This window comes from Terriglobales bacterium (assembly GCA_035561515.1).
Lineage (GTDB): Bacteria > Acidobacteriota > Terriglobia > Terriglobales > Acidobacteriaceae > DATMXP01.
In genome coordinates, this window is record DATMXP010000037.1 from 110,381 (window position 1) to 124,087 (window position 13,707).

At 57.3% G+C, this 13,707-nt stretch carries 9 protein-coding genes; 7 read left to right on the forward strand and 2 right to left on the reverse strand.

The genetic code is table 11. The annotated features are described in order from the left end of the window. Positions 1-19: 19 nt before the first annotated feature. A complete protein-coding gene (locus VN577_16590) occupies positions 20-3,574 on the reverse strand; it encodes a DUF3857 domain-containing protein (GenBank protein HWR16443.1) in 3,555 nt (1,184 codons plus the stop codon). Between the two features lie 49 nt (positions 3,575-3,623). Next, on the reverse strand, positions 3,624-7,058 hold the full coding sequence (locus tag VN577_16595) for a DUF3857 domain-containing protein (GenBank protein HWR16444.1): 3,435 nt from the start codon (positions 7,056-7,058) through the stop codon (positions 3,624-3,626). Positions 7,059-7,385: 327 nt separating this feature from the next. On the opposite strand from VN577_16595, the gene VN577_16600 reads away from it, so the two are divergent. From VN577_16600 to VN577_16630, 7 genes are all read left to right on the forward strand, one after another. Continuing rightward, positions 7,386-8,036 carry a hypothetical protein gene (locus VN577_16600; protein ID HWR16445.1) on the forward strand — a complete coding sequence of 217 codons (651 nt, stop codon included), beginning with the start codon at positions 7,386-7,388 and terminating at the stop codon, positions 8,034-8,036. 113 nt (positions 8,037-8,149) lie between these two features. Continuing rightward, positions 8,150-8,806: a response regulator transcription factor gene (locus tag VN577_16605; GenBank protein HWR16446.1), complete on the forward strand. Its 657-nt coding sequence runs from the start codon at positions 8,150-8,152 to the stop codon at positions 8,804-8,806. A 252-nt stretch (positions 8,807-9,058) separates the two neighbouring features. Beyond that, complete coding sequence (locus tag VN577_16610) at positions 9,059-9,775, forward strand: lipid-binding SYLF domain-containing protein (protein HWR16447.1); 717 nt, start codon at positions 9,059-9,061, stop codon at positions 9,773-9,775. A 110-nt stretch (positions 9,776-9,885) separates the two neighbouring features. Further along, positions 9,886-10,785 carry a lysophospholipid acyltransferase family protein gene (locus VN577_16615; GenBank protein ID HWR16448.1) on the forward strand — a complete coding sequence of 300 codons (900 nt, stop codon included), beginning with the start codon at positions 9,886-9,888 and terminating at the stop codon, positions 10,783-10,785. Between the two features lie 6 nt (positions 10,786-10,791). After that, entirely contained in the window at positions 10,792-11,781 is a 990-nt protein-coding gene (gene lpxD, locus VN577_16620; protein HWR16449.1) for a UDP-3-O-(3-hydroxymyristoyl)glucosamine N-acyltransferase, read from the forward strand. A gap of 7 nt (positions 11,782-11,788) precedes the next feature. Next, positions 11,789-12,403 carry a hypothetical protein gene (locus VN577_16625; GenBank protein ID HWR16450.1) on the forward strand — a complete coding sequence of 205 codons (615 nt, stop codon included), beginning with the start codon at positions 11,789-11,791 and terminating at the stop codon, positions 12,401-12,403. 71 nt (positions 12,404-12,474) lie between these two features. Then, the gene (locus VN577_16630; protein HWR16451.1) at positions 12,475-13,533 is read left to right on the forward strand and encodes a DUF6599 family protein; all 1,059 of its coding nucleotides are present in this window, start codon (positions 12,475-12,477) and stop codon (positions 13,531-13,533) included. Positions 13,534-13,707 lie beyond the last annotated feature (174 nt).

Below are 13,707 nucleotides of genomic sequence, written 5' to 3' on the forward strand. Positions count from 1 at the left end.
CTGTTTTGGAGCATCGGCGTCAGCGAATTCCAGACAAATCAGCCTGCGCGACAGCATTCTTCGCCGAGAACGTAAACCGCTGACGCTCAACGGCATCAATACGATCGGCGAAGTCCATAAAGTCCTTGTAGTCCTCAGTGCTGACCACCTGCACGGGTATGTCGAATTCCCGGACAATTTCAAAACTGTTTTTGCCGACGTCGCGAGTGGCGAACGCGTAGCGCCCGAACCGAGACTGGATGGTGCGATTGGGCGTGCGGCGCGCAAGGCGCACGTTGGAGGGCAGAGTTACCCGAAATGTGGTCCGCTCCACCAATGGAGTATCGACGTAGAGCGGGAAGTTGCGCGTAGCCACATTCGCGTACAGGCGCCGCAATCCCAGCGTGGGAGCGAGTTGATCGGTGTCGATCCGCGACGACGAAAGATCCAGGAACCCCGGAACGCGGCAGCGGAACGAGAGTTCGAGCGGCTGCTGGAGGTCATGCAGATACCGGATGTCACCGGTGGTGTCGGTGGCGCCCGGGAAGATGCGCGAAGCGATCTGCTGAAGGAACTGGCGGTACCCAAGCGCGTCGACAGTCTCGAGCGAATTTCTCATCTGTCGTGAGCGGTTCGCGCCGAGTTTGATCGTAACTTGCGCGAGAAGGTCGCCTGCGGGAGTCACTCGGATGTCGGCATCGGCCAGACTTAACTCCGACACAGACGCCCCAAGTCCTATTAAGGGCTGCACGTCTGGGGCGACTCGAGGAACGTGCAAGGCGTCACGGCGGCTGTCTGTTGGAGGGATCGCGTTGAAGCCAATGTTTTCTGTCTCCGCGTCGAGCAGGAAAGTGCTGTTTCCCGACTTAATCATCACCAGCGGATTAGTGAAGGAATGGCGGGAAACTACCGGTGGGAACGAACTCACGTCGCGAGCAAGGACCATGTCCGGATCGAAACCTGCGGCCGAAGCGAGTGCCAGCAAGGCGGCTGTACGGTTTCCGTAGCCGGTTTCGAGAGTGTCTTCTCCCGCTCTCGGAGTGCCACTCTTGAATGACGATCCATCGGAACGGATCCGCGAACTCACGTATTCGAATATTCGCAGGAGACTCTCGGCATCATTCCTACCCTGGAGTCTGAGTTGGTTCAGAATGAGAGCCGACCGGGTTCCGCTCTGCGAGGCGTTGATGAGAACTTCACGGTAATAGTCGCGAACATCGGCCCAGCCGCCTTCCGGTATGCCGATGACTGCCACAGTCGGCAGCACTTCACGCGAGGGAAGCGAAGGCTCCATCGCACGTGACGGAGCGTCCTGGGATTCCCAGATCTGCACACGCGTCCGCTGGTCCGTCGAGATTCGTGCTCTGGGAGCGCCATTTAGCTCACGCGCAGCCACCGACAAGGATGTTGGGGTGAGCGATACAAAGCGCATGAGAAGCACGGGCATCTTGAATGACCCGAAGGTAAACACAAAATCGGGTCCATGGGCATCGAGTCCAGCGCGATGGGGATAGCGAATCACGTATTCCTGGTCGATGACCGACCCGGGGAGGAGACCCGGCATGGAGATGGTGGTCTTATGCTGGTGGAACTCGGGTTCCGAAACCGTGCCATCAGCAGCAATGGTTCGAAGTTCGAGGATTTGCGAGTTCTCCGGGATGGATACTTCGCCGTAGCTGCTCACACCGGCGCGCGTGAGAATTTTCAAGACTTTGTGGTAGTAGACCGACACGGTACCGTCCTCAGCAACGTGTGCCACCTTGTCATCGAGCAGCATGATCGCCGGTCCGGAATCCGTGCGTTGCTTCGTTTCGCGGATCAATGCGAGGGCGTCGCGCCGGTAGGTCGCGTAGAACGGCGCCGAGTCCGTGATCAAACTCCCGGCGTCACTTTGATCGTCAGCAAAGCTCGTGGGATCCATGGGCGAAACCGCCAGATCACGGAACTTTTTGGAGTTGGGAGCGATGGCAGCAAGTTCCTTCGCGGCCTGCGTGGCCTGCGCGGTTTTACCGGCCAGAACCAACTCGCGAACGAGCAGGAAGCGTGCTTCGCGCGAGAGAGGATGTGTTCTAACGACCTTCTCAGCAGCAGCGGTTGCAGATTCGTGATCTCCGGCAATGCTGTGCAATTCAACGGAGGTGGTCGAACCTGGCGCGCAGGTTTCCGAATCCCGCAGCAGTCGGGAACTATTCTGAAAATTATTTCGTTGGACTGAAAATTTATAGGCTTCGGCGATGACTGCACACGTCGGTGTCAGTTTTAAGAGACGGTCGTATAGAGGGCCTGCCTCACTTGTCATCTTGCGGGACAACGCCAGTTCTACTGCCAGGCGAATCCCCGGAACGAACTCAGGCCTTTGCTCCAAGACTTCGTTGATGCGACGCCATGCTTCGTCAATGCGCCCCGCCATCCTCGCTTTCTCCGCCAGTCGAAAGTTAATGGCAGTTGCATCGGGCGAAGCGCTCAACGCAGACTCCAATAGACTCGCCTCGTGCGGGGAGTTGCTGAATGACCGCGCCAGTGTCTGCGCGAAAAGGAAGTCAGCAGCAGTAGACGGAGTGCTCTTGCGCAGTTCGGCCAAAGTAACTGCGGCCTGCGGGAAATTGCCGACCCAATATTGCTGCAGCGCGGTGACGTAGCTGGACTCGACCGGATCCATTTCCGGTTGCCCTTGCTGCCGCGATGAAATGGGCAGAACTGATACTCGGAACGGCAGCGCTTGCGGTGTGAATTTCACCAGCACTGCCTGAGGTTTGGCCGGAATCTTGATTTCCTGCGAGACGACTTCTGGGCCCTTGCGAAATCGGAGGTCGTTACGCAGAACCCTGCGCCTATTCAGAAATATCTCAAGCGTTCCGGCTGATTCGATTCGCAAAATCCGGCGCGCAGATCGCGGTAAGTTCAGTGTTGCGGCTGCGTAATACACTCCCGAACGCGGAAAATAGTCAGGCAATTGAAAGTTGCCATCATCGAATTGCAGCCGCTCCGATGGCTTGTCCGAAACCTCTTCAGCAACACCGTCGCGTTCCGGTTGCCACGATTGATCGAATGCCACGTTGCTGTATTTTCCGAACGGACCTTGAACCCGCCAATGGGTGATGATGCCGGCTTCGCGCGTCTGTGTGTCGAGATCGATTCCGGGTGCTCCTTCCATTTCGGCGGCTATCAGCGAATTTCGCAAACCGGCCACACAAGGAGAGTTGTCGGCGATCAACTGGTGAACTCTCGGTATAACGTTGCGGAACACTTGCGTGTTGCCGGCGAGATGGCGAATGCGAGCGGCAGCGATGCTGGCGCGAGGATCGTTTCTTTCGGCAACGGCACACAATCGAATCGCCGAACTCAGAGTGTTTTCGGTGTCAGCTTGTAACGCGTGGGCTTCCATCTTCAGGAAGAGCAACTCGGAATTCGCGGGATTCCGCCGCAGAGCTGCATTGGCGAGGGCGACAGTCGCTTCCAGATTGGAAGCGGGGAAAAACGCGGAACGAACCGGGGCTGCAACATCGGGCTTCGTTTCAGCGGTTTTCGGCGAATCCTGCCCCTGGGCTACAGAGAGCAATGCGACTAGCAGAATGGCGATGGTTCTTGACGACATCCGAACTGATTCGATGCGTTAAGCCGCGTACCGGCAGCTCTGTCTCGGCTTAGCTGCCGAGTTTCAGTGTGACTTCCTGACGGAAAGCTTTTTCGACATCGGCGCAGAACTGCCGGAATGCGGGATACTCGCTCGCTTCAATGCGAAGCTTTCGAAACTGCACAGAAGTATTCACGATCAGTTCACGTCCGCGAAGTTCGTAGCGAATAACCGCCGTGCCGAACGGAGTCTCGTGTCGGACGTCAGCCGGGAGCACGTCGATCTTTCCTCCATCCGGGATCGTGAAGTGGATTTCCTCTTCGGTCGTCCAGGGAGCCGGCAACTGCAATTGCTGTGTGCGGGTATAAGCGGCTGCCAATGAGTTTACGTACTGATGCGGCAGCCACGAGGAAGCCAACTGAAGTTGCTTCTGACCTGAGAACTTATCGAGAGATCCGCTGAACTTCACGTTGATGTCGCGCTCAATGTCCTGGGCGCCGTCCACATGGACTGAGTCCACCTGGACGCTAGGGTAGACCTGCGCCAGATTGGCACGAACCGTATCGCGCTGACGGTCGGCGATCTCGTACTCGCGCCTCAGACCGGGGGCATCTTCACCGCGTGTATAAGCCGAACCTCTGAACAGGATGTTGCCGTCGTCCTGAATGTCTGCACGAACCACACGGTGCGTGTAGTTCTGCATGGGCAGGGTGACGGGTATGCGGCGCAGGGTCGAATTGCCGTTCAAGTTCACGGTCAGCGCCATCGCGCCTTGATCATCGAGTGGCAACTCGCCGCGCGAGCCCGCATATTCAGCGGTTCCATCCAACCACAAATCGTATTTCGGAATATACGCAACGGCGTGGTTGAAGACCGAAAGCGCGGTCGCTCGCTCATCAACGTCGCCGAGCTTGCGGGTGCGGACCAACGCCATCTCCGCGTCAACGCCGACCGCCCTCATCATGGCGATCATCAGGCTTGCTTTGTCTTTGCAGTCGCCAAAGCGTCGTGCGTAGACCTGGGTGACAGGATATGGTTTGTAGCTGTAGATTCCGAACTCCATCGCGACGTAATGCGTGTTGCGCAATACGAACTCGTGGATGGCGTGGATCTTTTCGAGCTCGGTAGTGGCATTCTTCGTGATACCCGCCAGTACATCGCGCAATTCGGAATCGAGGTTGAATTGCGGCGTGATCAGGTCGGCGTACCAGCGTCCAAGCTCATTCCAGTCTGCAAACGTTGACACCGCTACGTAGGGAGCCACTTCCGTAAGCGAGGGACCGCGAGGTTCGCTCGCCAGTGGCGCCATGTTGATGACGTCCCAGCGGCGAATCACCTGCCCGCCGGCTTCGGAAACCACACCGCGCACCGGCATGCGTTCTTCGATCACGTTCAACTTCCGTCCCACAGGCGTGATCAGGACGTATCGGCGCAACTTCTGCGGCAAGCCGTTCTGGAATGTCACCAGGTTGCCGAAGTAATCCCCATACGGATTCGTGCTGGAATTCGGAACAATCCGGTATTCCAGCTCGATCACGTCGCCCTTTTCCAGATTGGGGAAGCGCAGTGCCCGAGCGCGGGTGTCGTAGTACATGGAGATGCTGGTATCGGCGATCGACGTTTCGCCCTGGTCTTCCGCATCAAGCACCTGCCCATTCGCCTTGTATATCCGCGCGCCAAGCACGGTCAGCTTCTGGGTCGCATGGCTGTACTGAACGTTACGAACTCTGTAGTCACGCGCGCCGCGGTCGTTCGCCATATAAAAGACCTGCTGCGCGTGCACAACGTTCTGACCGTTAGCCTGTACCCGCTCCACGGTTACATCGGCCAGCGTAACTACATTCGAGTTGTATCGCTGACCGGAACGCCGGGCCTCTTTGGCGAGTGAAGCCGCGTTCACCATGTAGTCCGCGTCGGCATCAATGCTCGATGTTTCCCGGATATTCAATACGTGTGTCGCCGATTCCGCGTCGTGACGTTTCATGTCCCCGTAGGCGACAGTGTTGTCAGCCTGCGTCGGCACACCCACCACTTGCGCGATGTTCTGCTTCGGCGCGGGGTTCATGGGATCAAGAGCCTCCGCGGATTGCGCCAGCATCATGAGTACGTCGGCATCGCCGCGACGCTGGGCCAGTCGCTGCAGGGCTGCACGTGTGACCGTATCGTCGAAATTGGATCTCCAGGCCTGATTTAAGAATGCGGTGGCGGGACCGGTAATCCCAGCTGCTTCGTAATGCAGTCCAAGTTCTCGTTTGACCCAGATCGGCAGGTTCCCGCGGGTTTCAAGCTTCCGATATTGATCCTTCGCTGCGGAAGGTGCGCCTGCCAGGGCGAAAACGTCGGCGAGTTTCTTTTGTGCGACGAAGTTGTCCGGTTCGGCATTCAATACTTCCTGCAGGAGTTCACGAGCTTTCAGCAACTGGCCTCGGTCGATGTAGTACACAGCCAGGGCGAGATTTGCACTCGCCGACTTGGGATCCAAGGCTAAAGCCCGGCCCAGCGCAGAAAATGTGCAGCTCTCTTCGACGCAGGCGTTCGCAACATTCACCCACCGATCAACCGAAGGCGACCGCTTTGCGGCCGCGTCCAGATGCTCGATGTCTTTACCTAAGCCGCGTACCTCACGCAGCTCTGCAAGAGTGTCGAGTCCTTCAGCGGATACGCCATTCTCTTCGGCATCTTCAAGCAGGTCGGAAACATGAAGCAGAGGCGTCTTGTGCGCTGCGGAGCTGATACGAGATGAATCTGCGGCGACTCCAATGGCTCCTCCAGTCGTGGCGGTCACTCGTAACGCGAACTGACGTTCATCGCTTGACGCGTCGAATTCCAACGCGAGGATGTTCCAGCCCGGCTGCAATCGGACCCCGACGGAACGCTGGTCAAACGCGAATTCCGGGGCATCCTCGGTTGGCACGACCATGTTGCCGTTCACGAAGAGCGCTACCGATGCATTCGCGCCAAATCGGAGTGCCACATCTTTTGGCTCCGAAACGTAGATCGCCGTAGCCACACAGGCCGCAGCGCGATCATGAAGGACGATGGAGCCCAGGGCGTTAGCTGTGAGGCTGGACGTCCCCGCGACTTTAATAGGGAAGCAATTCGCCGACGAAGTGCGGGTCCAGTCGCGGACAAATCCCAGTGCGTCTGTCAGTCGACGTGCTTCGTCCAGGCGTCGTTCGTGCAGGGCAATGCGAGCCCGTTGCCAGTTCGCATCGTCGCGTACCAGCGGTGTCTCGCTCCAGTTCTCCGCAATCCGATTGATTTGCACCGAAACCCTGGCTGGATCGGAGACGAAGTCGCGGAGACCGTGCATCTGGTCAAGTAGGACAGCCTTGGTCGGAGCGTCAGAGCTATTCCAGCGTTGCGTCAGCTCGTCGAACTTGCGGTCGAAGGGATTGGGAGTGGATTGCGCAAGACAGCAGCCACTTACGATCAGAACGTAAAGTGCAAGGAGGCAGAATCGTGCGCGGGACTGATAGAAGTGGCTCATCGCGGCGCGTATCACACGAACTCCCTGCCAACTTATTGGCTAGCAGGGAGTTCCCCTGACCAACTCTGTCCCGGCCCTCCGCTCGCGTTTCCCCCAGAGTCATCGCAACGGCGGGCCACGGACTGAACTCGTTTTGGGTTTGTGTTGAAAGCAGTATCGGCTTGCAAGTGGCTGGATTAAATTCAACGAAGTTCCTAAGTAAAGTTGGGATAAGACCTTAGGGGCAGAGGCACGAAGGTGTAACCCACCCTCCGCCGACCGGGTGCGAAGTCCGGGGCAAACATCGGAGGAAGCCTGACATCCGCCACCGGGACATGTTCATCTCACTTGCCGGAGAGAACCGTGTCTTGCATCAACATGACCGTACGTCTGGTCGGCCTCGCATTCCTCCTAGCCACAGCAGTTCCAAACCTGCAAGCTCAGGCTGCGGACTGGCACCTGGTAAGCCATAACCTTTTTGCGAAATCCGCCTTTGCCCACGGATACATCCACGGGTACGAGGAAGGCTTCCACAATGGCGACCTCGATTTACAAATGGGGCGCGCCTTCCGGGACGTGAGATCGCAGCCGACCTACAAAAAGCCTGTCGGTTTCAAGAAAGAATATGGCGACAAGAAGCTATTCGAGGCCGGGTACCGTCGCGGCTTTGCCGTGGCTTATGTCGACTGCATGTGGGGAAGACCGTTCCGCGCGGCGGAACTGGTAAAGGAAGCCGAGGATGCTCCCCGACGGGAGATCGCCATTGATCGCACCTTCGACCGCGCCTTCCAGGAGGGCTACGAAACCGGAGAGAAGCAGGGTTTGCAGGACGGCCGGTCATCGCTGGCTGAAGCTAAAGCTTCCGTTCAATGCGAGGAGCACGCTTCCCAACCGAAGGGAAGCGCAGGTGATAGCCAGTCAAGCTATTGCGAAGCGTTCCGTAGCGGATATCACCTCGGATACTCCGACGGCTTTCTGAACCAGAAGGAAGAGCACATCCTGGCTCGGAAATAGCGATTGTTACTTTAGGTCATGCCCAGCCGTACAATGTCCATAAGGACTTCGGCTGCTTGGCAGTTACCCGATTTGCGCCTATTCTTTGCGGGTACCTCAAGACCGGAGCGTCCATGAAACCAGCACCCGCACGCAAGCCTAAGATTCGTATCGCAGTAGTTGAAACGGATCCACTTCGCCTGATCGGCCTTCGCGCACTGTTCGATTCGGAACCTGAATTCGAGCTTTCCGCTACAACATTGACTCAAATCGCCAATCAGCCCAGCGTGGACATCATCCTGCTTGGGGCTCAGCCGGGACAAAATCTATTCGACGTGATGGCGGGGTTAAAAGCCGCTCGTCCGGATCTGCGCATCATTGTGACCGGAACCGGCGCGGACGACGAATCCATCCTTAAAGCGGTCGCCGCGGGCGCCAAGGGATACGTCGACGAAGCAGCTACGCCCGAGGAATTCGTGCAGGCCATCCGCATTGTCAACCAAGGATCGGTTTGGGCGCCTCGCCGTGTGCTTTCGATGTTCATCGAGCGCGTCAGCACATCGCCCGGTCGCATCTTCCCCGCGGGTCGGGTTACGTTCACGGACCGCGAAAAGCAGGTCCTGGAACTCCTGGTCGCCGGACGCTCAAACAAGGAAATCGGCTCTGTGCTTGGCATCGAAGAGCGCACAGTCAAAGCTCACGTCGCCAAGTTAATGAGGAAAGTTGGCGTCCAGAACCGCATTGCGCTATCGGTACATGCAATCACGCACAGTCTTGTGAGCAACAAGTAGTTCTTGGTCTAGCCCGGAAGGGCATAGACCTAATGTAACTTGGCGATTCCGGCGGTATGCCGCATACTCGCTTCACCTACCACAGAACCTGGGAGACAGGGGCTGGGATTCAGACGAAAGTCGCGAATTCCAGCCCTTCTTATTTTCCGCGTGAACCACATCAGCCAACCTCAGGAACAACTTACGTGACCGGTCTGCGTTAGCATTAGGGCACACCCCAACGGGTGTAAGCGATTCTCCCCCGAGGTTGTGATGAAACGCATCCTGATTCTTGCCACGCTGGTAGTCCTTATCCATTCACTTTCTTTCGCGCAAGGTGACCGCGCTAAAGTTTCTTCGCGCATCGAGGAAGCCGGCAATGTACTGAATGAAATCATGGCAGCGCCTGACAGTGGCATTCCTGAAGAGATATTCAGTTCCGCCAAGTGCGTTGCGGTAGTGCCATCGTTCCTGAAAGGCGGTTTGGGGTTCGGGGCCGCTTATGGCAAGGGAGTAGCGAGTTGCCGCACCGAAAAGGGCTGGAGCAGCCCGGCATTCTTCAGCCTGAAAGGCGGCAGCTTCGGGCTCCAGATCGGCGGCGAAGCGGTCGACCTCGTCATGCTCATCATGAATGATGCCGGAATGAAAAATCTGCTCTCAAGCAAGTTCAAGCTCGGAGCGGATGGGTCCGTTGCCGCAGGGCCAGTCGGGCGACATGCTGAGGGCTCCACTGACTGGAAGATGAAGGCGCAGGTTCTCACGTATTCCCGTGCACGCGGAGTGTTTGCCGGAATCACGATTAACGGTTCCGTCATTTCGCAGGGCAAGGACGATACGCGCTCGTTCTACGGGCGCATGGTGCCATTCAAGACCATCCTGAATGGCAATATCGAAGCGCCGGCAGACTCTGCTCCATTCCTGCAAGCGCTCACGAAGTACAGTGGCGTTCCGGCTCCGGCGGCTCCGCAGACGCCGAATAGCGGTAACTAGTCTACAGATTCGTTCCCGGCCCGGCACTCTGCCGGGCTTTTCATTTGGGTACATCCGCTGAAGTTGTTTGACTTAGCTTTTATGCGGGTGTTACCGTCCGGTTTTCCTGAATGCGCCACAAGCTAGAGTACGCACCGGTATGGCTGATTGTCACAGCATTGGGCCTGCTTCCATTGGGCTTCGCACGCCTCGTTGGCATGTGCATTGCTTTTGCGATCTACGTACTCCATGGAAGGCTTCGCAAAGTCGGTATGCGCAATCTGCGCATGGCGATGCCGGAGAAGACCGACCGCGAACGGCGCAGGATCCTGCACGGCGTGTTTCGGACGCTCGGCCGACAGCTTGCCGACTTCTGCCACTTTCCCTATTTCGACGCAAAGAACATAAGCACTCTTGCCGTATACGAAGGTTTTGAGTGCTACGACTCCGCTCGGGCGCGCGGGAAAGGCGTCCTGTTCCTGACGGCGCACTTGGGCGGATGGGAAATCGGGTCATTCGCGCACTCCATCTACGGCAATCCCATGCAGGAAGTGGTGAGGCCTCTCGACAATCCATATTTGGACCGGTTGGTCGACAGCTATCGCACTCGGCACGGGAATAAGACATTCGGGAAACAGGAGTTCGCCCGTGGCTTGATTTCGGCCATGCGCGCCGGCGAAACGGTCGGCGTCCTGATGGACACCAACATGACTCCCCCGCAGGGAGTATTCGTGGATTTCTTCGGCATCTCAGCGTGCACGGCCAGTGGCATCGCTCGTGTTGCCCTTCGTACAGATGCCTCCGTGGTCCCGGCATTCACGATCTGGGACCCGATCCTGCGAAAGTACCGCGTGCATTTCGACCCCGCCATCGCGTTGGTGCGCACCAGCAACGACGAAGCCGACGTAGTCACTAATACCGCGAAGTTCACGAAAGTGATTGAAGAGTTCATTCGTAAGTATCCGGACCAGTGGCTGTGGGTACACAAGCGCTGGAAGACGCGTCCGGAAGGTAATCCGCCGCTATACTGAATCAGCATGAAAGCCCAACAAATCGCCGAGGCAACCGGCGCGCGAGTTGTCGGAGACGGTAAGGTTGAGGTCCGCGCAGCCAAAAGCGTAAGTTCTTCGACGCCAGACTCTATCGTCTTTGTGGAAGACCCTAAATGGTTGGACGAGGCGCTCCAATCGGGCGCCGGGGTTATCCTCACCGGCGACTTTGCGGCGCATGCGACTACGTCCAAAACCCTTCTGATCACTAAGCAGCCAAAGCTGGCATTCGCCCGCACTGTGAGTCTGCTACAGCCAAATGCACACGCGGCCGTGGGCATCCACCCGATGGCAGTAATTGCACCCACAGCCATTCTGGGCGCGAATACGAGCGTGGGAGCGTTTACGGTTATCGAAGGCGACGTTTCTGTCGGCGAGGGAAGCACGATTGGGCCGAACTGTTTTGTCGGCGCCGGGGTAAAGATCGGTGCGGGTGCGAACATCAAATCCAATGTGACGATCTACAGCGGCACTACCATCGGTAAGCGCGCGACGATCCATGCCGGAGCGGCACTCGGCAGCGATGGTTTCGGTTACGTTCAGGACCAGTCGTCAGGGAAGTACGAGAAGTTTCCGCAAGTCGGTCGGCTCATTATCGGGGACGATTTCGAAATTGGCGCGAACAGCACGGTCGATCGTGGCGCTCTCGACGAAACTCTCATCGGCCATGGCGTGAAGATCGATAACCTTGTCCACATCGCACATAATGTTCGAATCGGTGACAACGTGGTCATCGCCGCGCAGACGGGAATCTCCGGCAGCTCGGTAATCGCCGACAACGTCATCATCGCCGGACAAGTGGGAATCGCCGATCACGTCACCATTGAAGAGGGCGCAATCCTGGGCGCTCAATGCGGTGTGCCATCCAATAAAACCATTCGCGGGAGAGGCATGCTGTTCTGGGGAACTCCGGCGCGACCCATACGCGACTACCTGAAAGAACTCGCGGTCCTATCGAGGCTCGCGAAGAAGAAATAATCCGGTTATGGCCATAGTCATCGTAGGTGGACATTCGCGCAGTGTGGGAAAGACCAGCACTGTGGCCGAGATCATCTCCGCATTTCCGCAGTACCGCTGGACCGCCGTCAAGATCACACAGTACGGTCACGGAATCTGTTCCGCGAATGGCAACGAATGCGACTGCGCCACACCCGACCACTCATGGGCTGTCACGGAAGAGCATGATCGCTCCGGCGAGAGCGATACCTCGCGCTTCCTGGTAGCGGGAGCGGAGAAGGTCTATTGGGTCAGGACGCGTCAGGGCTTGCTGGCAGAGGCGATGCCGCGAATCAGGCAATTGATTGCGGGGGCTGGAAACATCATCTTCGAGTCCAATAGCCTGATGAAGTTCGTCCGGCCGGATCTTTATCTCAGCCTGCTCGATTTCGACAACCCCGATTTTAAAAGCTCTGCCCGGGAGTTCCTCGACCGGGCCGATGCCTTCCTCTGTCAGGGATCATCGGGCGAGCCTGCATGGGATGCCGTGTCCTTGAGGCTGATCCACCAGAAGCCCCAGTTCCGCATCGCTCCGCCGCCCTACGTGACCCCTGAGGTCGCCGGGTTCATCGGCAGCAGGCTGCTTGCCATCGCTACTAAGTAACTCGTATTGGGAACTTTGTCGGCCTCGCGGTAGTCTAATAGGTATCAGGGTCTTTATTTTCGATGAAAAGATTGTCTCTCTTACTGCTTCTGTTCGCGTGTGTTGTGCCGTTTGCCACTGCGGCCGATTCCGCTGGCTCTATTGCACCCAAGATCTTCTCCGGATGGGACCTGCAAAAGTCCATGGTCGTAACAGAAGCCGCACAGGTCGATCCGCTCTATGCCGATCTGCTAAAGGAATACGGGCTGGTGGAAGCGGAGACCGCCCAGTACACCAAGCCGGGGCGCACACTTTCGGTGAAGATCGCACGCTTCCACGATGCCAGCGGTGCATTCGGAGCATTTCACTTCTATCGCGGCCAGATGGCGCCCGAAGACATCGGAGATATGGCCGCATCGAACAACGAGCGTATTTTGTTCCTCACCAGCAATCTGCTCGTGGATGCGAAGTTCGATCGCATCACTCCCATGTCAGGCGGAGAATTGCGCGAACTCGCGTCTCTGCTGCCGAAACAAACCGGCAATACCGCCAACCTGCCGAGTGTTACCACGTACCTTCCGAAGCAGGGCATGGTCGAGAATTCCACGCGATACGTTTTTGGACCGGTGGGCCTTTCCCGCCTGCCGGGTGCGCCTCCGGCAGAGCAGGTAGACTTCAGTACCGGTGCGGAAATCGCCTCTGCTCAATACAAGACAGGCAAAGGCGTCGCCAATCTTTTCTTGATCTCGTATCCCACTCCCGGAGTTGCGGGCCTTCGCTTGCGTTCAATCGAGCAATGGCATCCATCATCAACTGATCAAGCCGGGGCTTCGGTGTGGAGTAAACGCAGTGGACCGCTCGTCGCCGTCGTCACGGGGTCGATCTCTGATGGAGAGGCGAAGACGCTCCTCGCATCCGTCAACTATGACGCCGATGTCACTTGGAACCAGGATACGGGTTTGAACCCGCGCAACAATCTCGGCAATCTGCTCGTGAACATTATCGTGCTGATTGCGATCCTCTTTGGACTAGCGATCGTAGCGGGCATTGCCTTCGGCGGCCTGCGCATTCTCGTCAAACGAATGTTCCCCGATCGTGTGTTCGATCGCAAAGACGACATAGAGATCATCCGCCTCAACATTCGCGACTAGTTGAGAATCGCCCGGAGAGTTCCGTTTTGGAACCTTAATCCCAGGTGTCTCATTCTGAGGTTTGCACCTTAGCATTGTCCCTAAGCCGCTGAAACACAGAGTCTTAAGCACTCCCAGACATGCAGAGTGACAATTTGTGTCACTGTTGCTATTTCTGGTTGAAATATGTAAGTT